The organism is Kribbella orskensis (assembly GCF_004342085.1).
Classification (GTDB): Bacteria; Actinomycetota; Actinomycetes; order Propionibacteriales; family Kribbellaceae; genus Kribbella; species Kribbella orskensis.
The window spans coordinates 22,028-43,934 of record NZ_SLWM01000038.1 but is presented as its reverse complement, the minus strand read 5'-3'; the positions used below and the strand labels follow the sequence as shown (position 1 = coordinate 43,934).

At 69.7% G+C, this 21,907-nt stretch carries 23 protein-coding genes; 18 read left to right on the top strand and 5 right to left on the bottom strand.

What is annotated here, in order from left to right; genetic code table 11:
* Positions 1–222 (top strand): universal stress protein (locus tag EV644_RS42025; protein WP_132196908.1); only part of this gene is annotated, 222 nt, incomplete at its 5' end.
* A gap of 111 nt (positions 223–333) precedes the next feature.
* On the opposite strand, the gene EV644_RS42020 is transcribed toward EV644_RS42025, so the two are convergent.
* From EV644_RS42020 to EV644_RS42005, 4 genes are all read right to left on the bottom strand, one after another.
* A complete protein-coding gene (locus EV644_RS42020; RefSeq protein ID WP_132196910.1) occupies positions 334–1,005 on the bottom strand; it encodes a dienelactone hydrolase family protein in 672 nt (223 codons plus the stop codon).
* 16 nt (positions 1,006–1,021) lie between these two features.
* The gene (locus EV644_RS42015) at positions 1,022–1,534 is read right to left on the bottom strand and encodes a DUF1579 family protein (RefSeq protein WP_132196912.1); all 513 of its coding nucleotides are present in this window, start codon (positions 1,532–1,534) and stop codon (positions 1,022–1,024) included.
* 26 nt (positions 1,535–1,560) lie between these two features.
* On the bottom strand, positions 1,561–2,217 hold the full coding sequence (locus tag EV644_RS42010) for a helix-turn-helix domain-containing protein (protein ID WP_132196914.1): 657 nt from the start codon (positions 2,215–2,217) through the stop codon (positions 1,561–1,563).
* Positions 2,218–2,488: 271 nt separating this feature from the next.
* The gene (locus tag EV644_RS42005) at positions 2,489–2,701 is read right to left on the bottom strand and encodes a DUF1918 domain-containing protein (protein ID WP_132196916.1); all 213 of its coding nucleotides are present in this window, start codon (positions 2,699–2,701) and stop codon (positions 2,489–2,491) included.
* Positions 2,702–2,932: 231 nt separating this feature from the next.
* Here EV644_RS42005 and EV644_RS42000 point away from each other — a divergent pair, with 231 nt between their 5' ends.
* Genes EV644_RS42000 through EV644_RS41955 form a run of 10 tightly spaced genes read left to right on the top strand, consistent with a single transcriptional unit; the run spans position 2,933 to position 10,866 of the window.
* Positions 2,933–3,379: an ATP synthase subunit B family protein gene (locus EV644_RS42000; protein WP_132196918.1), complete on the top strand. Its 447-nt coding sequence runs from the start codon at positions 2,933–2,935 to the stop codon at positions 3,377–3,379.
* On the top strand, positions 3,379–4,305 hold the full coding sequence (locus EV644_RS41995; protein ID WP_132196920.1) for a hypothetical protein: 927 nt from the start codon (positions 3,379–3,381) through the stop codon (positions 4,303–4,305). Before EV644_RS42000 ends, EV644_RS41995 begins: the two co-directional genes overlap by 1 nt.
* Positions 4,292–5,611, top strand: coding sequence for a V-type ATPase 116kDa subunit family protein (locus EV644_RS41990; RefSeq protein WP_199240345.1), 1,320 nt, complete (start codon positions 4,292–4,294; stop codon positions 5,609–5,611). Before EV644_RS41995 ends, EV644_RS41990 begins: the two co-directional genes overlap by 14 nt.
* Positions 5,608–5,991: an ATP synthase subunit C gene (locus EV644_RS41985; protein WP_199240344.1), complete on the top strand. Its 384-nt coding sequence runs from the start codon at positions 5,608–5,610 to the stop codon at positions 5,989–5,991. The genes EV644_RS41990 and EV644_RS41985 overlap by 4 nt, the downstream gene beginning before the upstream one ends.
* Positions 5,988–6,209 carry a V-type ATP synthase subunit F gene (locus EV644_RS41980; protein ID WP_132196924.1) on the top strand — a complete coding sequence of 74 codons (222 nt, stop codon included), beginning with the start codon at positions 5,988–5,990 and terminating at the stop codon, positions 6,207–6,209. Before EV644_RS41985 ends, EV644_RS41980 begins: the two co-directional genes overlap by 4 nt.
* A complete protein-coding gene (locus EV644_RS41975; protein ID WP_199240343.1) occupies positions 6,206–6,733 on the top strand; it encodes a V-type ATP synthase subunit E family protein in 528 nt (175 codons plus the stop codon). The genes EV644_RS41980 and EV644_RS41975 overlap by 4 nt, the downstream gene beginning before the upstream one ends.
* Positions 6,730–8,448, top strand: a complete 1,719-nt coding sequence (locus tag EV644_RS41970) for a V-type ATP synthase subunit A (RefSeq protein WP_132196982.1) — start codon at positions 6,730–6,732, stop codon at positions 8,446–8,448. Before EV644_RS41975 ends, EV644_RS41970 begins: the two co-directional genes overlap by 4 nt.
* Positions 8,445–9,830: a V-type ATP synthase subunit B gene (locus EV644_RS41965; RefSeq protein ID WP_132196926.1), complete on the top strand. Its 1,386-nt coding sequence runs from the start codon at positions 8,445–8,447 to the stop codon at positions 9,828–9,830. Before EV644_RS41970 ends, EV644_RS41965 begins: the two co-directional genes overlap by 4 nt.
* Positions 9,827–10,438 carry a V-type ATP synthase subunit D gene (locus EV644_RS41960; protein WP_132196928.1) on the top strand — a complete coding sequence of 204 codons (612 nt, stop codon included), beginning with the start codon at positions 9,827–9,829 and terminating at the stop codon, positions 10,436–10,438. The genes EV644_RS41965 and EV644_RS41960 overlap by 4 nt, the downstream gene beginning before the upstream one ends.
* A complete protein-coding gene (locus EV644_RS41955; protein WP_132196930.1) occupies positions 10,435–10,866 on the top strand; it encodes a universal stress protein in 432 nt (143 codons plus the stop codon). The genes EV644_RS41960 and EV644_RS41955 overlap by 4 nt, the downstream gene beginning before the upstream one ends.
* Positions 10,867–10,919: 53 nt before the next feature.
* On the opposite strand, the gene EV644_RS41950 is transcribed toward EV644_RS41955, so the two are convergent.
* On the bottom strand, positions 10,920–13,478 hold the full coding sequence (locus EV644_RS41950) for a sensor histidine kinase (RefSeq protein ID WP_439649196.1): 2,559 nt from the start codon (positions 13,476–13,478) through the stop codon (positions 10,920–10,922).
* 401 nt (positions 13,479–13,879) lie between these two features.
* On the opposite strand from EV644_RS41950, the gene EV644_RS41945 reads away from it, so the two are divergent.
* The 7 genes from EV644_RS41945 (at position 13,880) to EV644_RS41915 (ending at position 21,883) form a co-directional block, all read left to right on the top strand.
* A complete protein-coding gene (locus EV644_RS41945) occupies positions 13,880–14,644 on the top strand; it encodes an ABC transporter ATP-binding protein (RefSeq protein WP_132196934.1) in 765 nt (254 codons plus the stop codon).
* Between the two features lie 9 nt (positions 14,645–14,653).
* Positions 14,654–17,080, top strand: a complete 2,427-nt coding sequence (locus tag EV644_RS41940) for an ABC transporter permease (RefSeq protein ID WP_132196936.1) — start codon at positions 14,654–14,656, stop codon at positions 17,078–17,080.
* A 189-nt stretch (positions 17,081–17,269) separates the two neighbouring features.
* Positions 17,270–17,800, top strand: a complete 531-nt coding sequence (locus EV644_RS41935; protein WP_132196938.1) for a hypothetical protein — start codon at positions 17,270–17,272, stop codon at positions 17,798–17,800.
* A gap of 166 nt (positions 17,801–17,966) precedes the next feature.
* Complete coding sequence (locus tag EV644_RS41930; RefSeq protein WP_132196940.1) at positions 17,967–18,359, top strand: hypothetical protein; 393 nt, start codon at positions 17,967–17,969, stop codon at positions 18,357–18,359.
* Positions 18,360–18,576: 217 nt separating this feature from the next.
* Entirely contained in the window at positions 18,577–19,557 is a 981-nt protein-coding gene (locus EV644_RS41925; RefSeq protein ID WP_132196942.1) for an ABC transporter ATP-binding protein, read from the top strand.
* A 2-nt stretch (positions 19,558–19,559) separates the two neighbouring features.
* Complete coding sequence (locus EV644_RS41920) at positions 19,560–20,726, top strand: ABC transporter permease (protein ID WP_132196944.1); 1,167 nt, start codon at positions 19,560–19,562, stop codon at positions 20,724–20,726.
* Positions 20,723–21,883: an ABC transporter permease gene (locus tag EV644_RS41915; protein ID WP_132196946.1), complete on the top strand. Its 1,161-nt coding sequence runs from the start codon at positions 20,723–20,725 to the stop codon at positions 21,881–21,883. Before EV644_RS41920 ends, EV644_RS41915 begins: the two co-directional genes overlap by 4 nt.
* Positions 21,884–21,907: the final 24 nt, after the last annotated feature.

The following is a 21,907-nucleotide window of genomic DNA, read 5'->3' as shown; positions in this document are numbered from 1 at the left end:
CCGTACCGGGACAAGTTCCCGGGGGTGCGGGTCCGGGCCGAGGTCGTGGCAGGCCGGCCGGCCGCGGTACTGGCGGAACGCAGTAGCGCCAGTTCACTGGTCGTGGTCGGCTCCCGCGGCCGCGGCGGCGTCACCGGTCTGTTGCTCGGCTCGGTCAGCCAACGGTTGCTGCACCACGCGAGCTGCCCGGTCGCCGTCGTACGGTCGACGAAGGAGGAGTGATCAGGCACCTGCTGACCGTCGCGGATGGGATGACCACGGATGTCGTCTGCGTGCCGGCGGAAATGCGCCACGGGGCTCCACAGTTGCCCAGCGACGCGGTGGGCCAGCGCTTCAGCCCGCTCCTTGCGCGCCGCTGACATGCTCGGCGAAGAACGCCAGGACTCGCTGCCAAGAATCCGATGCCGCAGCGGGATGGTAGTTGCGCCACTGGTCATTGAAGAAGGAGTGCTTGGCCCCCGGATAGACCTTCAAGTCGTGTGGGATACCGGCCGCCGTCAGCTCGGTCTCCAGCACCCCGGCAGCCTTGGTGGTGAAGTCCTTTCCCGGCCATGATCCAACGACCGGGCACAGGCGGCGGATCGCCTCGCGCGGCTTCGGTGCGGCACCGTAGAACGGCGCTATCGCACTCAGCCGGTGATCAGTACATGCCCAGGTCAAGACAATGGAACCGCCCAGGCAGAAACCGATGGCGCCGATCCGGGCGGCATCTACCTCGGGATGGTTGCCCAGGCGCCCGAGCGCGGCCTTCAGCGCCGGAACACCGTAGTGGTCGAGATTCCCGGCCATCGCGCCCACGAACATCCGCGCCATGCACACGGCGCGGTTGCGTCCCTCGAACAGGTCGACGCCGAGCGCGGCATACCCCTCCGCGGCGAACCGCCGGCAGATGTCGCGGATGTTGTCGTTGAGACCGAATGCCTCATGGATGACAACCACACCCGGATACGGTCCCGAGCCATCGGGAAGGACCAGAAAGGCAGTGTGGAACGTCTCCGTCCTCATCGCTCTGCCGCAGGCCTCATCGCTCGACGGTGTGGCATTCGTAGCGTTCGACGAGGTTGAAGGGGCCACCGTGGATGGATGCCTCGTTGCGCCAGGTCATGGTGTGCGCGTCGGCGATGTGCCACAGCAACCGGATGCGGACGGGTGAGTTGACCATGCTCTGGAAGGTGAGCAGGTCGCCGTCGATCCAGCCGCGCAGGATCTCGGCGTGCCCGTAGTTGTCGGCGACCGTGGCTCGATACTCCTGCGCGCTCGGGTCCCAGCCGGCCACCCAGTGCAGCTGCCAGTGGAGCACGAAGGTGCCGTCGGTGAGGAACTGGTCCTGCTGGTAGTTCCCGACGATCCACAGGCCGTCCTGGATCAGCTCGTGCCGGCCCTCGCCGACAGCCGTCATCCGTGGACTGCCCGGTCCCATGCCGCCCGGTTGGATCGTCCCGGTCCAGGTGACGTCGCGGTGGAAGCGAGCCAGGTCCCGCATCTCGGCCTCGGCTTCGATCGGCCGTGGTGCGGCGGTGATGACTGTGGTCATGGTGGTACTCCTCTACTTGTCACCCGTCACCAGGCGCGGACCCGACGGCCGGTGATTCGGGCCGGTGTGATCAGCACGTAGAGCTCCCGGTTGCCGCCGGCCCAGGGGTCGACGTCGACCGTCGTACCCAGTGCCGCGGTCTCGTCCTGATCGGCCTGGCGTGCGGTGCCGGAGATCAGGACGCTCCAGCCCTCGTGCATGCCCTCGTCGATCCGGTCCACCTCGAAGGCAACCGGCCCCTCGCCGTACCGTCCGATCGCGGTCGTCGCCGCGGTCCGGAAGACGATGTCACCGTGGTGGACGGTGAAGTTCACGGGTACGACGGTCAGCCGGCCGGAAACCTCGAAGGCGAGCCGGCCGATGCCGCCGGGCTCGATCAACGCCAGACATTCCTGCTCGCCCATGTCGGTCAGGACTGGGCGCAGGCCGGCGCGCCCGTGGCCCGGGGGGCGTTCGGGAATGGCGCCGAGTAGGTCGGACACAGTGGTGTCGAGTGCGTCGGCCAGCCGGATCAGCGCCCCTGCGGTCATGGCGACCGGCGCGTGCTCGACCCGGGCGAGGTAGCCGGGGTCCATCCGGGCTCGCGCGGCGAGCTCTTCGCGGGTCAGTCCGAGTGCGCCCCTGCGCCGGCGGACCCGCCGGCCCAGATCCCCGCCGCCGTTCGCCTGATCGTTCGTAGTCATCACCGGTGCCTCCAGTCGGACGACCTGTGTCTCCAGGGAACGCTCGTCGGCCGGTACCGGGCAGGGCCGGAGGCCACCAGAGGAAGGGGCTATCGGCCCTGCGACTGGAGTCGATCAGACCAGGTTCAGCTGGGGGAAGCGGTGCGACGCGTGTGCGGATCAGCTCGGCGGCGTCTGTCGGCGGGATGCCGGGATGTGGACGTCGATCGGCGCGAGGAAGAACGCCAGGCTGGATTCCCTGGACACGATTCATCCCTGGGTGATGTGTGGCTCAGTGGCTCTGGGCCTGCCTCATCTGATCGGCGGTGAGGATGTGGGCTCCTGTGCTCGGGATGACCACGGTCTCGGCACCGGTGTCGTCCCAGCGGACGAGATACGGCGGGGAGCCATCCGGGCCGTGAACCTCCACGATCAGGCCGTGCCGTTTGCGGTCGTCGAGGTGGGTGCCTTCGATCATCAGCCAATCGCCCGCTACTGCCTTCATGATCCCGCTCCTTCCGGTTTGCGGGCCCGCCGGCGGGCCCGAACTCAGCACAGCACCGGATCCGGGCGAGGAGCAGAGGCCAAGTTCCCCGGAGGAAGGACCGAAAGACCCCTCGCGCGACGAAGGTCCGTTGCCGGGGTGGACGGGACCTTGTGCCCTGGGGGACCTGGTGCCGTGCGGTGACGATCGTGATGTGCCCTGTCACTCGAGACGACCGAACGGGAGCGCAGGATGAGCGTGATGCTGGACCGGTTGCGCCGCTTCCGCCCGGTCGGTACGCCGGGAGGCGCGGGGCCGGTCGGCGTACCCGAGGACACCCGGACCGGTGTGCCGGCCGAGCTGGTCGGGATCTTCGGAGCCCTGGACGAGGTGATCGCGGAATGCCGGGAGATTCGCGAGCAGGCCGGGCGGGACGCTGCCGAGCTGGTCGATGCGGCGCAACGCGAGGCGGCCGGCCTGGTCGCCGAGGCCGGCGCCAGGGCCACGGCCGAGCGCGCCGAGACCGCGGCTGCGATCCAGGCCGGCGGTGAGGTCGCGGCCGAACAGACCCGGACCGCTGCGTCAGCTGAGGTGGACCTGCTGACCCGGCGCGGCCGGGAGCGGATGGACGAGCTGGTCGCGCTGATCCTGGAGCGGGTCCGTGACAACGCCGGCGCCGGGCGAGCCGGGGTGGTGTGATGAGTGCGGGCTGGGTGGCTGCGAGCGTCCGGGCCAAGGCGATGGCGCGCCGGCGCATCGGAGCCGGTGCGGCCCGAAGGATCGCGCTTGCCGCGGGCTTCACCGATGCGCTCGGTCTGCTCGCTGGCACTGCGTACACGACGGCATCGGTGCCGGGTACGTCCTTGTCAGAGGCGGAGCGGTTGGTCTCGGCAGCGGAGTTATGGCAGTTGCGTGTCCTGTCCGGCTGGTTGCCCAGATCCGCGGTCGGGCTGGCCCGGGCACTCGGGGCCGGTTACGAACGCGCGAACATCGAGGAGCACGCGCGGAACCTCGCCGAGCCCGGTCGTCCCCGGCAGTACTACAACCTGGGCAGCCTGGCGCTGTCGTGGCCGAGGATCGCGGTGACAACCTCGCCGGAGGCTCTCCGGGAAGCGCTCGCGGCCTCGCCCTGGGGCGATCCCGGCGACAGTGTGCCGGAGGCACTGCATGACGTACTGGTGTTGCGCTGGCTGCGGATGGTCGGCGCCGAGGCAGCACCGGCGATCGAGTGGGTGACCGGCGCGGCGGCCCTGATCGTCGCCAAGGAGTTGCTGGTGGCAACGAGTGCGCCGACCGAATCGATGGTGCGATCCGCGGCCCCGCTGGTCGGGACCGACTGGGTGACGGCAGGCTCGGCGTCCGCGTTGCGCGAGACGATTCCGGCGGCCGGCCGCTGGGCTCTGGACGGTGTCGACTCGCCGTCTGGCCTCTGGCGGGCCGAGGCAGGGCTGGCCGGGCGGATCGAGTCGGACGGGTTCAGGCTGCTACGGCACGGAACGCCTGGCGTGGAGCCGTTCCTCGGGGCAGTAGCTGTCTTGGCGGTCGATGGCTGGCGGGTGCGGGTGGCGCTCGGCGACGCGGCGATCGGCGCCGGGCCGGGGGAGGTGCTCGATGTCCTGGCGTGACGCCGTACGGCCGGTCCGGATGCAGCGCGTCGGTCTGGTCGTCCCGACCGAGCATCTGCGTGACCTGCTGACGCGGTTGAGCTCGTCGGGTGTCGTCGATCTCGATCCGGTCCAGCCCGACGTCGAACTGGCCGTCGTCGCGGACCGGCAGCCGGACTGGTCGGCCCGCGAACTGGAATTCCGGCGGCGAACTGCCCAGGCGACCGGCCACGGTCCTGTCACAGCCCTGCTGGGCTGGACACCGGCAGGAGCCTTGCCCGACCTGACCGACGCGTTGGCGGCGATCGGCGGCGCCGCTGTACCGCTGCCTCCACCGCCAGGCATCCAGCCGCCGACCTTGTTGCGGCAGAAGGGCCGCGGCCAGTCCTTCGAGCTGCTCGTGCAGACCTATACGACGGTGCCGTACGCCGATGTGGATCCGTCGCTGGTCGCTGGGCTCGCGTATGTGGCGATGTTCGGGATGATGTTCGGCGACGTCGGTCACGGGCTGCTCCTGCTGGCCGGCGCGGCGCTGCTCTACAGCGGCCGGTTCGCCCGGCTCGCGAAGATCCGCCGGGCCTGGCCGTTCCTGGCCGGGGCCGGGGCGACGGCTGTCGTCTTCGGTCTGTTGTACGGCGAGATGTTCGGTCCGACCGGTTTGGTGCCCGTGCTCTGGCTGTCTCCGGTCGACGACGTCATCACCCTGCTGCTGACCGCGATCGGCGTCGGGACGGTGCTGCTCGGCGGTGCGTACGCGCTCGGCATCGTCAACCGCTTCCGCGAGGGCGGCTGGGGATACGTCCTGTACGCCCGGACCGGCATCGCCGGGAGCCTGCTGTTCCTCGCGCTCGGTGGAGTTGCCGCAGGCGTCTACTTCGGCAGCGACGGTTTGCTGATCGCTGCCGTCCTGCTCGCGATCGCCGGGCTGGTCCTGACTTTCGTCGGGTTGCTCGCGGTGTCCGGTGGCGGCGCCGCCGGAGTGCTGCAGGCCGCTGTGGAGCTGTTCGACGTGGTGGTCCGGCTGGGGTCGAACGTCGTGTCGTTCGCCCGCCTGGCCGCCTTCGGTCTCACCCACGCAGCCCTGGGGGCGATCGTCTGGCTGGGCGCGGTCGCGTTGTGGAACGGTGGTTCGCTGCTGGGCCGGCTGGGTGCCGTCTTCCTGATGGTCGTCGGCACCGCGGTCGCGTTCAGCCTGGAAGCGCTGGTGGCGGGCATCCAGGCTCTCCGCCTGGAGTACTACGAACTGTTCTCCCGGGTCTTCGAGTCGGACGGGCGGCCGTTCCGTCCGTGGCGGCTGCCCGCGGAGGACCTGGAGGTGACACCGTGAAAACCTTCCTTCGCCGGCATCCCTGGGCGGCGGTCCTGCTGGCCGTGCTGAACGTCCTGCTGCTGACCGTTACCGTCGCCTTGCTGATCAGCATCGTGACCGCTGACTGGGGGTTCGCCGCCGGCCGGCCGGAGGTGGCCGCCGCAGGCCAAGCCGACGCCGCGGCCAGCGGGTCCGCGCTGCTCGGCGCGGCCATCGCAGTCGCCGGCTCAGCGATCGGGGCGGGGGTCGCGGTCGCCTACACCGGCGCCGCGGCACTGGCCGCGATGAGCGAGCGGCCGGAACTGTTCGGCCGGGCGATGGTGGTGGTCGGACTCGCCGAGGGCATCGCGATCTACGGACTCATCGTCGCCATCATCTTGGTGGGTGAGGCACAATGACCGGCGTCGCCGTCCTGGGAGATCCGGTCCGGACGTCCGGCTACCGGCTCGCGGGCGCGCGGTTGCTCCCGGCAACTACAGCCGCGGAGGTACGGCGGCAGTGGCGCGAGCTTCCGGCGGATGTCGGGGTGGTGCTCCTGACGCCGGCGGCCGCTGAGGTGCTCGGACCGCAGGCACTGGAGTCCGCAGTGGTGCTGACGGTGGTGCTGCCACCATGAGCCGATCGCTTCCCGCAGTCGCCGATGAGGCCTTGGCCCCGGTGCGGATGGCCCTGCGCGCCGCTGCCCGCGCCGATGCCGCTGCGGTGCTGCGGAAAGCCCAGCAAGAGAAGAGCGATCTGCTCGCCGACGCGCGACGTACCGCTGACGAGATCGAGGTCACCGCACGCGCGGAAGGGGCAGCCGATGCGACGGCTGCCGTGACGGCTCGGCTGGCGCAGAGCCGCCGAGATGCGCGCCGAACCGTTTTGAGGACGCAGCGAGAGCTGTTCGACGAACTGCGTCGACGGTGCCGTGCGGCAGCGACGGCCTTGGCCGAAAGCCCTGGCTATGAGGAGCTTCGACGCCGCCTGACCGAGCGGGCTCTGGCCCAGCTGGGGCCGGACGCGACGGTGACGGAGAGCCGGGGCGGCGGCGTACTCGCTTCGGCAGGTAGCCGGCAGCTGGACCTGAGCCTTCCGACTCTGGCCGAGCGTGCGCTCGACTGGTCGGGTGCGGAGGTGGCACGGCTGTGGACGCCATGACGCCGCAGGGCCGGATTCGCCGTATCAACGGTCCGCTGATCGAGGTCCGGGATGTGCCGGACACCGCGATGTACGAGGTGCTGGAACTCGGTGACCTCCGGATCCCGGCCGAGGTGGTCGCGATCAGTGCCGGTACCTGCACCGCGCAAGCATTCGAGTACACCGGCGGCCTGATCGTCGGCGATCCTGTCCACCGCACGGGGCGCCCATTGTCCGCTCGGCTCGGGCCGGGCCTGCTGGGGCAGGTCTTCGACGGACTGCTGCGTCCGTTGTCGTCTGCGCCGACCTGGTTGTCACCGCAGCCGCTGGTTCCGGAGGAATCCGCTTCCGCTCGCTGGCACTTCGTGCCCAGCGCGGACGAGCGGCACCAGGTAGGCCCGGGCACCGTGCTCGGAGTGGTCACCGGTGCCGGAGCGATCGAGCATCGGGTGTTGGTCCCGCCGGGGGTGAGCGGGGAGCTGCGATTCCTGGCCGGTGGCGGCAAGATGACCGCCGACGAGCCGGTGGCTCGAGTCGGCGATGTCGACGTCGGCTTGTTCGAGCAATGGCCCATCCGCCGGCCACGGCCGTTCCAGCACCGCGAGGAGACCTTCGTCCCGCTGCACACCGGACAGCGGGTGCTGGACCTGCTCTTCCCGATCGGCGCCGGTTCGACGACCGCGGTGCCCGGCGGCTTCGGCACCGGCAAGACCGTGCTCCTGCAGCAGCTGGCGAAATGGTGCGATGCCGACGTGATCGTGTACGTCGGGTGTGGCGAACGCGGTAACGAGATGGCGGACGTGCTCGGCGAACTGGCCGAGCTCGCCGATCCGCGCACCGGCGGCCGGATGATCGACCGCACGGTGATCCTCGCCAACACTTCGAACATGCCGATGATGGCGCGCGAGGCCAGTGTGTTCACCGCGGTCACCGTGGCGGAGTACTTCCGGGACATGGGGTATCACGCGGTCGTTGTGGCGGATTCGACGTCGCGGTGGGCCGAGGCGTTACGGGAGTTCGCCTCCCGGACCGGTGCGCTGCCCGCGGAGGAGGGGTACCCGGCCGACCTGTCGTCGGCGCTCGCCGCGTTCTACGAACGAGCCGGCCGGGTCTGTACGCAAGGCGGCCAGGTCGCCGCCGTCACCGTGGTCGGTGCCGTGTCCCCGCCCGGCGGGGATCTGACGGAGCCGGTCACGACGGCGACCGAACGATTCGTCCGCGGCGTCTGGTCCCTGGATCGCGCCCTCGCGTACGCCAGGCACTACCCGGCGGTCAGCTGGGCGGCGTCGTACTCCCACGACGTGGCCGCCGCCGGCGCCTGGCACGCCGGACACGGCAACCAGGGTTGGGCGGCGCGTCGAGCCCGCGCGATGACGTTGCTGGCGGAGGCGGCGCGGCTGACCGACCTCGCCGAGATCGTCGGCACCCGGACGTTGCCGGGCCGGGAGCGGATGACGATCCTCGGCGGCCGGCTGCTGCGCGACACGGTCCTGGCGCAGAACGCGCTGAGTCCGGTGGACGCCAGTTGCACCATCGATCGGGGCGCCGAGTTGCTCCAACTCGTGCTCGACGTCGTCGACCGCTGCATGAGTCTGGTCGATCGAGGGGTGGCGGCGGCTGAACTGGAGGAGTTCGACTTCGGCGAGCTGGTCCGGGCACGCGAGGAAGCTCCTGAGCAGGCGGACCTGGTCCGCTGCCGGGCCGCGGTCCTGACCGCGTTGGAGGCACTGCCATGAGTACGGGTCCGGATCTCGAGTACGGCGCTGTCGAATCGTTGCGGGGCTCGCTCCTGGTGGTGAGTGGAGTGCGTGACGTCGGCTGGGACGAGTCCGCAGTCGTCCATCTCGACGACGGCACCGAGCGCCACGGCGTCGTGCTGGAGGTCGCCGACGATCTCGCCGTACTGCACGTACTGGAAGGCACAGACGGGATGCGTCCCGGCGGGGTCCGCGTCGCGTTCAGCGGCAGTCCGTTCCGGATTCCGTTGGGGAGCGGCTGGCTCGGCCGGATCTGCGACGGGCGAGGCGAGCCGCTCGACGGTGGACCGCCGGTGCTGGGCTCGATCACCGCGGCGGTGAACGGCTGGCCGCTCAACCCGGTCGAGCGAGAGCCACCGCGGCAGCCGGTGCTGACCGGTGTGTCCGGTATCGACGCACTGACCACCTTGGTCCGCGGCCAGAAGCTGCCGATCTTCTCTGTACCGGGCCTGCCGCACCTGCAGCTCGCGACCCAGATCGCGGCCCAGGCGACCGCGGTCGGCGATCCGTTCATGGTGGTCTTCGCGGCGATGGGGCTGCCGCATGCCGACATCGACTTCGTTCGCACCGCGCTGGACGAACGGGCCGCGACGGGGGAGTTGGTGATGTTGCTGAACAGCGCGGACGACCCAGTGATCGAACGACTCCTGACGCCGCGTATCGCGCTCACTGTCGCGGAGCACCTCGCCTTCGACGCGGGCAACCACGTTCTGGTGGTCATGGCCGACATGACCAGCTACTGCGAAGCGGTGCGGGAGGTGGCGGCGGCGCGTCAGGAGATCCCCGCTCGGCGTGCCTATCCGGGCTACCTGTACAGCGATCTGGCCTCCTTGTACGAGCGGTGCGGTCGGGTCCGGGGACGGCCTGGATCGGTCACGATCATGCCGGTGCTCACCATGCCGGCCGGTGACATCACCCATCCGGTGCCTGACCTGACCGGCTACATCACCGAGGGGCAGATCGTGCTGGCGGAGGACCTGCACGCCCGCGGGCTCTATCCACCGCTCGACGTCCTCGGCTCGCTGTCCCGGCTGATGCGCAACGGAGCCGGTCCGGGCCGGACCAGAGCCGACCACCTGGAGCTGGCCGCACAGGCGATCGCCGCGCTCGCCCGGGCGCGGCAGGCGGCCGAGCTGGCGGACCTGATCGGAGCCGGCGCGCTGAGCGACACCGACCGCGGCTACCTGGCCTACGCCACCGCTCTGGAGGACTCGCTTCTTCGGCAACAGGTCGACGAGGCCCGTGGCTTCGACGACACGCTGGACCGGCTCTGGCACGCGGTGTCTGTGTTGCCCCGGCGCGAGCTGACCATGGTATCGCGAGCCTCGCTGGCCGAGCACCTGCCGGGCGGCGGACGATGAGCGGCGCGGCGGCCACTGGTCGCGCCGGCCGGCTCGCGCTGACGTCCCGGCTGGCGACCGCACGCCGAGCGGTCGAGTTGCTGGATCGCAAGCAGCGGGCACTCGCGGCCGAATGCGAGCGGCTCGAACTGGCCGCCGTACGAGCTGCCGAGACGTTCGAACGGGTGGCGGCGGAGGCCTCGGGATGGCTGCGGCGAAGCATCGCTCTGGACGGTCATCGCGGTCTGCTCGCCGCGATCCCGCCAACCGCGGCTGACGTCACGATCGGTTACGACGTGACGATGGGCGTGCGTCACCCCGTCCGTGCCGACGTCGTCTTCGCGCCGCGGCCGGACCCGGCAGGAAGCTCCGCCCTGGCCTATTCCGTCCAAGCCCACCGCACAGCCCTACTTGCCGCGGTACGGCTCGCCGCAGCCCAGCGGGCAGTCGCCCTGGTGGTCGCCGAGCTGGCCCTCACCCGCCAGCAGCAGCGCGCACTCGAGACGCGCTGGATCCCGAGACTCGAGCGCCGCCTGGCCGAGGTGGAGCAGCGCCTCGACGAGACCGAACGCGAGGAGAATCTGCGCCTGCGCTGGGCGGCGGCGCACGGAGCGCGGGAGGATCGATGACGGGCCGGTTCCTGGTCGTGGTGGACGACTCCGCGGCGGCCTTCCACGCAGCGCAGGTGGCGGTCGAGCTGGCGGCGGTGACTGGCGCGGGACTGACGCTCGTCACGGTCGTCGAGGATCATCTGCTGGACGCCAAGTTGCACGCCGCGTCGATCCAGGACGCGCCCGCGCGACGGGCTCGCGGCGCACTGGCGATGGTGACGCGGGTGGCTGCCAGAGCCGCTCAACAGGGCGTTCCGGCCGAGAACGAGGTGCTGTCCGGACACGGCGCCGAGCAGGTGCTGGCGGCGGCCGGTCGATGCGGTGCCGAACTTATCGTGGTCGCTCGCGAGCCCCGGCTGCCGGCGGGAAGCGGTGTGAACGTCGAACATCTGCTGGAGTTCGCCGACATCCCGGTTCTCGTCGTCCCACCTGTGCCGCAGCGATGACGTCAGGTGAACGCGCGACCTCGCGTGCTGGAGCTGCTCGAGTTGTCCCCCCATCACGTTATTTCTGCCTGGTGGCTGAGATGCTCCTCCTCGGGAGCGGCCTGAACGGGCTCGCCGGCCACGGGGAGCGCGATGGTCATGGTGAGGCCACCTCCGGGGGTGTCGTCGGCCTCCAGGGTCCCGCCCATCGCCTCGGTGAGGCCGCGGCACAAGGCCGGGCCGAGGCCTACGCCGGCCGCGGTGTCGCGGTCACCGAGCGTCTGGAACGGCTGGAACATGCGGTCTCGGTCCTGCCGATGCACACCAGGACCCCGGTCGACGACCCGAACCTCGACATGGTCGGCGTGATAGCTCGCGGCGACCAGTGGGGGCGCACCCTGGGGGCTGAACCGGAGGGCGATGGCGACGAGGTTGGCCAGGACCCGTTCCAGCAGGGCAGCATCGACCAGCACATCCGGGAGACCTTCGGGTACGTCGACAGCCACGGCATGCCCGCTGGGCCCCAGGTCGTCCAGGATACGCGGGACCAGTTCGTCGAGGGCGACCGGACGGAGGGCAACCATCAGGGCGCCTGCCTGGAGCCGGCTCATGTCGAGTAGGTTCTCGATCAGAGCGGTGAGTCGGTCGAGGGACTCTTCGGTCGTGAGCAACTCGTTGCGCTCGGCATCGGTCCAGCTCACCGACCGCTTGCGCAGGTTCGTGACGGCTTCCTTGGCCGACGAGAGCGGCCCGCTCAGCTCGTGGCCGACTGTTGTGAGCAGACCCGTGCGCATGCGGTCGGCGTCGGCGATCTCCTCGGCCTCGGCCGCGTGCTCTGACAGCAGCTCCTGCTCCCGGACGACCGCGTGCGCCGCGAATGCCGCGAGCACGCGTCGGTCCTCGGCCCGTGGCGCGCGCCCGGAGGCGGCGAGCATCCGCGTCCCGCTCAGCGCGATCTGCACGTCCGCATCGGCGGCCGGTGGCGTGTCGCCGCCGAAGGCCACCACCTCCCATGGTTCGTCCGGGTGATCTGCGGCCCGCTCGAGCAGACCGACGGAGGAGAACCCGAACGTCTCCCGGGCCCGCTCGAGAAGCGCGGGCAGGGCAGTCTCGCCGCGCAGCACGCTGCCGGCCAGCGTTGCCAGGGTGGACGCCTCCGCGGTGGCATGAGCGGCCTCCCGCGTCCGTCGTACCACCCGTTCGACGAGAACTGCGACCAGAGCGGCGACGGCGACGAACACGACGAGCGTCAAGCTGTTGTTCGTGTCGGCGATGTTGAAGGCGTGCAGTGGTGGGAAGAAGAAGTAGTTGAGCAGCAGGCTCGCCGCCAGGGCAGCGACGAGGGCGGGCCAGATGCCGCCCACGACAGCGACCGCGATCACCACCAAGAGGTAGATCAAGATGTCACTCGCCAGATTCAGCTGGTCCCGTGCTCGGGTGAGCAGAACGGTCAGCAGCGGTAGCGCCACCATGGCGAGGGCCAGACCCTCGAACCCGCGCCTGGAGCTCAGCCCCTTGCCCGGCACGGGGAGGGCGGGGCCGCGGAAGCCGCCGACCTCCTCGTGAGTGACCAGATGCACGTCGATGTGGCCGGACAGGCGGGTGACTCGCTGGCCGATTCCCTCACCGACGAGGAAACTCTCGAGACGTCCGCGGCGGCTGGCGCCGAGCACCACCTGGGTGGCGTTCTCGGAGCGAGCGAACGCCAGGATCGCCGTGGCGACATCGTCGCCCATCGTCTGGTGCCAGGTTCCACCCATGGACTCCAACAGGGTTCGCTGGTGGGCAAGCTCGGCGGGGTCGGCGCCGGTGAGTCCGTCGCTGCGCACCACGTGCACGGCGAGCAGGTCTGCGCCGGCGGTGCGGGCGGCGATCCGGGCGGCGCGGCGGATGAGTGTCTCCCCTTCGCGGCCACCGGTGATGGCGACGACGATGCGCTCGCGCGCCTCCCAGGGCTGCTCGATCCCATGTGCCGACCGGTAGCGTTGCAGACCTTCGTCGACACGTTCCGCGATCCACAGCAAGGCGAGTTCGCGCAGTGCTGAAAGGTTGCCGGTCCGGAAGTAGTTGGACAGGGCTGCGTCGACCCTCTCCGGCGGATAGATGTTGCCGTGCACCATTCGCCGTCGCAGAGCCTCCGGCGAGATGTCGACGATTTCGAGCTGGTCGGCACGGCGCACGATCTCGTCCGGGATGGTCTCTCGCTGTTGTATACCGGTAATTCGCTGCACCACGTCGCTGAGGGACTCCAGGTGCTGGATGTTGACGGTGGTGACGACGTCGATGCCGGCTTCGAGAAGTTCCTCGACGTCCTCCCAGCGCTTCTCGTTCTTCGAGCCGGGGATGTTGGTGTGCGCGAGCTCGTCGACGAGTGCGACCTGGGGACGGCGTCTGAGCACGGCGTCGAGGTCCATCTCCTCGAAGGCCGCGCCGCGATACGTCAGCGGCCGGCGGGGTACGACCTCGAGTCCCTCCAGCAGCGCGGCGGTCCTGGGACGGTTGTACGTCTCGACGTAGCCGACGACGACATCGGTTCCCCGGCCGCGCCGGCGTTGCCCTTCAGCGAGCATGGCGTAGGTCTTGCCGACCCCGGGCGCCATGCCCAGGTAGATCCGCAACGTGCCACGTGCCACTGCCGCTCCCTTCCCGTGCCCTTCGATCATCAGCCCGACAGCCTCACCTGTGCGAGGGGGAAGCGTTGCGCCCGGTGAGCCAGTCCTCAGCGAGACGCGGCAGCCGATCGGTCATCCGATCCTGCGTGGCTCGTTCGCGGTTGCCGGCGTACTGGGGCCGGCTGAACAGGAGTGAATCGCAATGCGGGGGCATCGTCGTACCTCCTTGCTGCTGTCGACCCCCATGCGCGTCGCTGGCCAGGCTGATCAACTGGGTCAACCGCGCGCCTGTGCGGCAGCGGAAGGGCCTCACCGTCGCGGTTCGGCCGAACGGGTGTGGTCCGCCGCACGAGGCTTTGGTCCTGCCGTCGGGTGGCGTACTGCCCTGTCCACGCCGGCCGCGGCGGGGGGTCAATGGATCCATGAGTAGGACGTTGGAGCCGCGGCCGCCGGTTGATGCCCGCGCCGGTGCGCAGGGGACTCGGATCGACCTCGACGACGTCTGCCGGCACTTCGGAGTCGGCGACACGGTCGTCAAGGCGCTGGACGGTGTCAACCTGCATGTCGACGACACGGCCTTCGTGGTGGTGCTCGGTCCTTCGGGCTCGGGGAAGACCACACTGCTCAACCTGATCGGTGCGCTGGACGCGCCGACATCGGGGACGGTACGGCTGGCCGGGACCGACTTGACCGCGGCGTCCCGCTCTGAGCGCGCCCGGATCCGCCGTCACACGGTGAGCTTCATCTTCCAGAGCTTCAACCTGTTCCCGGGTCTGACCGCGTTCGAGAACGTGCAGTTCGGTGCCGACGTGGCCGAGCGGACGGACCCCGAAGTGGTGGCGGCCGACGTGCTGGAGCGGGTGGGCCTGGGCAGACGGTCCGGCCACTTCGCGCACCAGCTGTCCGGCGGCGAGCAGCAGCGCGTGGCCATCGCCCGGGCCCTGGCCACCGGGAACCCGATCCTGCTGGCGGACGAGCCGACCGGCGAGCTGGACTTCCGTACTGGTGTACAGATCCTCGAGCTGCTCAGGGCTCAGGCGGAGTCGGGCAAGACGGTCGTCGTGGTGACCCACAACCGGGAGATCTCGCGGGTCGCCGACCGGGTGATCGAGCTGTCCAGTGGGCGCATCGTGGCGGACGGGCCGCCGGCTGGGGGCCGTGCAGCGATCGCCGACCTGCATTGGTAGCTGATCGCCATGACACAGATCCGGCTGTGGCTTCGGTGGTCGTGGCGCGACCTGCGGCAGCGGTGGGTGCTGGTTGGCGCGATCGCACTGGTCATCGCCCTGGGCACCGGCACGTACGCCGGCCTGCTCGGCACGTCGGCCTGGCGACAGCAGTCCAACGATGCCAGCTTCGCGCTGCTGAACACCCACGACCTGCGGGTCACGCTACCCCAGGGTGGAAGGACGGCCGAGGGCCGCCTGGCCGGAGCCATCGCCGGGATCCCGCATGCCTCCGACCTCACCGGCGTGCGCGAGCGGCTCGTCGTACCCACTCAGATCGCCGGGCCGCGCGGGCTCCTGGTGCCCGGCGAGCTCGTCGGCACCGAGACCGGTCCCGGGCCGGCCGTCGACGGCGTGTCGGTCAGCGTCGGCCGAGCCCTGGCTGCTGCAGATGAGGGCAAGCCGCGGGTGATTGCCGACCAGGCGTTCGCGACGAAGAACGAGTTGCCGGCTGGTGCTGAGCTGACGATCTCCGGTGGCAGGCGGCTGGAGGTCGTGGGCCACGGCCAGTCGCCGGAGTACTTCCTGGTGACCGGTGGCCAGGGCGGTCTGCCGTTCCTCAGCCAGAAGTCGTACGGCGTGCTGTTCGGGTCGCTGCTGACCGTCCAGCGGGCGATCGGCGCTCCTGGTCAGGTGAACGACCTGGTGATCACGTTGCGGCCCGGCACGGATCGGGACGCGGTGGCGCGGGAGTTACGCGAGGCGCTTGACACCGCGCGGCCGTCCCTGGCCGCGACTCTGACCACCCGCAACGACATCGACTCGTACCGGGTGCTCTACGAGGACATCCACGGCGATGCCAGGCTGTGGCGAGTCATCGCGCTGCTCGTGCTGTTCGGCGCGGCGCTGGCAGCCTTGAACCTCACGACTCGGATCGTGGAGGCCCAGCGCCGCGAGATCGGCATCGGCATGGCCCTCGGCGTACCGACGCGCATGCTGGCGGTGCGGCCGCTGCTGTTCGGCGTCCAGGTCGCCATGCTCGGTGTCGGCCTCGGTCTGCTGGTCGGGTGGGCGGTCGGGATCCCACTGCGTGCCGTGTTCGTGGACATGCTGCCCTTGCCGATCTGGCGCACGCCGCTACAAGTAGGCGTGTTCGCCCAGGCTGCGGCGCTGGGGTTCGTCTTGCCGTTCGCGGCGGTCGCCTGGCCGGTTTGGCGCGCGTTGCGGGTGCAGCCCGTCGAAGCGATCCGGGTCGGCCACCTCGCCGCCCGCGGAGGCGGGTTCGCCCCGTTGCTCCGCCGGTTGCCGGTGCCAGGCCCGGGCTACCGGCAGATCCCGCTGCGCAACCTGCTGCGCACCCCGCGGCGCAGCGCCCTTACCGCGATCGGCATCGCCGCGGCGATCACCACACTGGTGACCACGGTCGGATTCCTGGACACCTTCCGCGGCACCCTCGACCGGGCCAACGACGAGCTGCTGCACGCCGAACCGGACCGCGTCAGCGTGACCCTGGACTCCTTCCAGCCGCTGGACGGCGAGGTGATCCGGGCGGTGCGGACGCGGCCCGAGGTAGCGGCCGTCGACGCCGGACTGCTGCTGCCTAGCACGGCGCGAACCGCCGGACAGTCGGTCGAACTGGCACTCGAGGTCGTGCCGGCGGGGGCGCGCTGGACGCCCACCGTGGTGGCCGGGTCCGGCACCGGCGGGCTCGTGCTCGCTCGCAAGGCCGCCGACGACCTCGGACTGCGCGTCGGTGATTCTCTGACGATCGAGCATCCGCAAGCGACGGCGACCGGGCTGCGCACCGTCGAGACGACGATGCGCGTGGCGGGCCTGCACCCGAACCCGATGCGCATGCTCGCCTACCTGGACCCGGCGTCCGCACGGGTGTTCGGCCTCACCGGAACCGCCAACATCCTGACCGTCCAGCCCGCCGGCGGATCCGGTTCGGACGCCGTACGCCGAGCTCTGCTCGGCGTACCGCACGTGGCCTCTGCGCAGATCGCCAGGGCTACCACCGACGGCATGCGCAGCAGCCTCGACGAGTATGTCGGCATCCTTCAGGTCGCCGCCCTCGTCACCCTGCTGCTCGCGCTGCTGATCGCGTTCAACACCACCAGCATCGCCGTCGACGAGCGTTCCCGCGAGCACGCCACCATGCTCGCCTTCGGTCTGCCCGTCAGGACAGTGCTCACCATGACCACGGTGGAGACCGTGCTCGTCGGAGCCGTCGGCACGCTCATCGGTGTCGCCGGTGGCTACGCGACCCTCAGCTGGATGACCGCGACGACGATCCCGTCCGTGTTGCCGGAGATCGGCGTGACCGCGACGCTGTCGGCGGCCACCATCGCCGAGGCGCTGGCACTCGGCATCCTCACCGTGGCAGTCGCTCCGTTGTTCACGCTGCGACGCCTGCGCCGGATGGACATCCCGTCGAGGTTGCGGGTGATGGAGTGAACAGGCCGCCTGGTTCGCGAGGGTCTCTCGGCAGCATCTGGTCGGCTCTGGGACCTTGTTTGACCACAAGCGGTCTTTCGCCCCTGCCCGCGGGCGGCCGGCGTTGAGACGCAGGGACCAGGGGAGAGGTGAAGGGCGATGTCAGGCACAGGAAAGGTTCTGAGCTACGGCGCGTTCACGGTGATGGCCTTGTTCGGCCTGCTCGGCGTGATGTTCGTGGCCGGCGAGGCGTTCGATGATCCCGGGGGATGGTCCGCCGTCGGTATGACGGCTTCGTGGCTTGTTCCGCTCGTTGCGCTGAGCGTCTTCGCCGTTCTTCGTCCGGAATCAGCTGGACCTGTGTTCGTCGCGGCCACGGCGTTGGCTGTTGGGTTCACGCTGGCCGATTCCGCCTTCGGCATCATTCCCCGGGACGACTGGGGGCCGGTCGCCGCGATCGTCGTGTTTGCGCTCGGCGTGGCGCTGGCGTTCCTCGGGCTGCGTCGGGCGATGCTCGCCGGCCTGCTGATGGTGACTGCCGGGCTGGCGCAACTCGCGGCCACCGTGATCGTCATCGCCATGCGAGCGGCCGGCGATGAGCCAGGCGCGAGCGCCATGCTCGGTGGCTCCTCCGGGGTTGTGATGGTGCCGCTCCTGGTGGTTGGTTTCCTGTTCGTGCTGGCCGGGTCTTTCGGCCACGAGCGAGGACATGACCGCGTTGAGCACCCCGACTATCGTTAGCCTGACTGCTCTTCCAACGTCCGCAACTGCCGCGAACCGCTCACGCCAAGAGTGGAACTCGCCTCGCCGGTTCGAGTCCTCAGCTGGTAGGGACCTTGGACTCTTGGCCGTCGACGATGCCCGCCGCAATCTCGAATCGCAGGATGAGTAGCGGAGGAGGCGCGCGATGCCCGCTCAGAACGATGCAGGCCAGGCGCCTGACCATTCGGATGCGCAGCTTGTGCACAAGCGGTCGGCCGACGTTGCCTACCGACGTGCATGGTGGTCTCTTGCGCTCTATCCACTGACCTTCGCGGCCGCCTTCGTCATAGGCGAGGGCCTGATCTCCTTGCTGACCGGCAACGCACGCGACGCGGCCTTCTGGCAGGTTCTTGTAGGTGCGATACCGGCACTGCTGATCTTCGTGATCCCCGGCATCCTCGCAGTGACACAGGGCCGCAAAGCGTCGAGGCTCGGCCGCACAGCGGGGATGGTACCCGCCACCGTAGGGGCCACCATCGGTATCGGATTCGTCGGCGTCAACATCCTGTCGTACGTCCTTGGGCTTGTTTTCGGCTGAATCATCCGGGGCGGCTGCCAGCGGGAACGGGAGAACCGCACCGTCGAACTGACAGATGAGCAGGCCACCGAGATCGGCAAGCTGCTGAGGATTTCAGTCAACGGCCATCGGTCGTTCGAGTTCTCCGCGAGTCGGTAGGTGGTTCCAGAGCGTTTGGCCCTGGAAAGGGGGACTGTCGGCCCTGATGCCCGGCTCGCTGGGCGATGAGGCTGGAGGTATGGAAGTAGTCGAGTCCGTTCCCGCGGAAGCCCGCCCGACCTCCGCGCAGGTGCTGGTGGCATCGCACCTCGGGAAACGATTCGGGGACCGGGTCGCCGTCGACGATGTGTGCTTCGAGGTCGCGGCAGGCGAGACGTACGGCCTGCTCGGCCCGAACGGCGCCGGCAAGACGACCACCATCCGCCTGGTCTGCGGGCTGCTGCGACCCGATGCAGGTGAGACCTTGATCGCCGGACGACAGGTCAGTACGACGGGGACCCTCGCGAAGCGGTACGTCGGCTATGTGCCGCAGGACATCGCGCTCTATCCCGACCTGACCGCGCGGGAGAACCTGCGTTTCTTCGGTCGTCTCTACGGGCTGCACGGCAAGGCTCTGAACCACCGGGTCGGCAAGGTACTGGATCTGGTCGGCCTGTCGGAGCGGAGTCGCGACCGGGTCGAGTCGTTCTCAGGCGGGATGAAGCGGCGGCTCAACATCGGTGCCGGGCTGCTGCATGAGCCGACTCTGCTGGTCCTCGACGAGCCGACCGTGGGTGTGGATCCGCAGAGCCGGCACGCCGTGATGGAGAGCGTGCGGTCGTTCGGCGCCGCGGGCATGGCGGTGCTCTACACCACCCACTACATGGAGGAGGCCGAGCGGCTGTGCGATCGGGTCGGCATCATCGACCATGGTCGTTTGGTTGCCGAGGGCACCCGTCGTGAGCTGGTCGCGAAGCTCGGCGAACATGATCGCATCCGACTGTCGGCGACCGGCGACCTGGGTGTGCTGGCGGATCGCTGCCGGGACCTCGACGGGATCGACAGTGCGGATGTGAAGGATGGCCAGGTCCAGCTGCTGGCTCGCGATGGGCGCCGCGTGCTCCCTTCCGTGCTGGAGGCCGCTAAGCGAATCGGCACGCCGGTCCGGTCGGTCGAGGTGGCCGAACCCGATCTGGAAGCCGTGTTCCTGCACCTGACCGGCACCGCCCTGCGGGAGTGATCGTGAACGCTGCCTTCGTGATCGCCGCCAAGGACCTGCGCCAGCGCTTCCGGGACCGCTCGGCCCTCGTCCTCGGCTTCGTCGCACCCATTCTGGTGGCGGCCCTGATGAGCTTCGCCTTCTCCTCGGTGGAGGCGTTCCACGCCGATGTCGCGCTGGTGGACAACGACCGCGGGCAGATCGCCGTGGCGCTGCGTACGGCGCTCACCGGTCCGGAGCTGTCCGACGTACTGACCGTCAAAGCTGTCGAGGACGAGGCGCAGGCCCGCAAACTGGTCGACGAAGGAGAAGTGGGCGCCGGTCTGGTGATCCCGAAGGGATTCAGTACGGCGGCCATCGGTGACGAACCGGTCGGCATCACCGTGCTCGGCAGTCCGGACAACCCGTTGCAGGCCCAGGTCGCCCGAGCGGTTGCCGACACGTACGTCGCACAACTCAACGCGGACAGGCTTTCCGTGCATGCGGCGCTGGCCGCCGGCGTGCCGCCGGCCCGCACCGCGGAATTGGCCAGGGCGGTCGCCGACCTCAGACTGCCTGAGTCCGTCGAGGAGCGGCCGACGGGCTACCGTCAGCTGACGACGGCCAGCTACTACGCACCCGCGATGGGCATCATGTTCGTCCTGTTCGCGATCGGGTTCACGGCCCACAGTTTCTTCACTGAGCAACGCGCCAGCACGCTCGAGCGGATCGGCGCCGCACCGGTCGGGCGGGGCGCCGTACTGCTCGGCAAATCGCTGGCCGCCTTTGCCTACAGCGTTGTCAGTCTGACCAGCCTGGCCGTGGTGACGTCGTTGGCGTTCGATGCGCAGTGGGGTCCTCCGATCCCGGCCCTGGCCCTGATCATGGCGATGTCGGCGGCTCTGGTCGCACTGACCGCCCTGGTGATCGCGGTGTCTCGGACGGAGCGGCAGGCTGACGGGATCGCGATGATCATCACCTTCGCCCTGTTGCTGCTTGGCGGGAACTTCGTGCTGATCAGCCAAGCGCCCGAGATCTTGCGCAGGCTGGCGCTGCTGACGCCTAACGGCTGGACGCTGCGTGGCTTCACCGACCTCGCCACCGGCGCCGCCGCAACCAGCGCTGTCCAACCTGTTCTCGCCATCCTCGGCATGGCCGCGGTGGTCGGCGTACTGGCTGCGGCCGTTGGTCGCTGGAGGGCTGCCTCATGACTGCCCTGGCCGTGGCCGGTGCCTCGCTGCGCCGGATGCTCCGGGACCGGACATCACTGCTCTTCATCGTGCTGTTGCCCGTCCTCATCATCGCGATCATCGGCACCGTGGTCCAGAACCCGGGCGGGTTCCGCATCGGCGTGCTCAACGGGCAAAGCTCCAGTCCGGCCCTTGCCGCTGCGCTGACGGACGACCTGGCGGCGGCCGGTCCGGTTCAAACGCTGACGGACGAGGAGGCCGCGCGTACGGCGTTGCGACGCGGCGAGCTGGACGCAGTGGTCCTGATCCCCCCCGAGCTGGACACGACGCTGCTACGGGGCGACGACTTGGCGATACCAGTGCTGGCCGGCGGCGCGGAGTCGACGCAGGCCGCCGTACGGTCCGCGATCGCCGCCGCGGTGGCGCGGCATGCCGAGCGGATCCAGGCAGCTGCGTTCGCGGCCCGGACGACCGGGAGCACGGTCGCCGAACAGTTGCCCACGGCCGCTGCTGTCCAGCAGGTGACTCCACGTATCACGGTCTCGACCGAGAACGTGGCCAGCGGCAGCGACTACTTGCCACTGGGGTTCGGGTACAGCGCTCCGACCATGCTGGTGCTGTTCGTGTTCATCAACGCGCTGGCCGGAGGCGCCGCGATCGTGCAGACCCGCCAGCTCGGCATCTACAATCGGGCGCTGGCTGCGCCGATCCGGGCGCGGACGCTGGTGCTCGGTGAAACCCTGTGCTACTTGACGTTCTCACTCTTGCAGTCCGCGTTGATCATCGGCACCGGGTCACTCCTGTTCGGCGTCGGCTGGGGTAACTTGCCGGCGGCGATCGCGCTGGTCGTCACGTGGGCCCTGGTCGGCACCGGTGCCGGCATGCTCAGCGGCGCGCTGTTCAAGACGCCGGACCAGGCGTCGGCGATCGGACCGGTCATCGGCATCGCCTTCGCCATGCTCGGTGGCTGCATGTGGCCGCTCGAGATCGTCCCGGATGCGGTTCGAACGGTCGGGCACGCGACTCCGCATGCCTGGGCTGTGGACGCGTGGATCACCTTGCTGTCCCGCGCGGGTGGGATCGCCGACATCGGGACCGAGCTGGCGGTGCTGGCCGGTTTCGCCCTCGGGATGCTCGTCCTCGCATCAACCCTGCTACAGCGCAGACTGAGCACCTGACCCATTCCCTTCCACGACAGGACA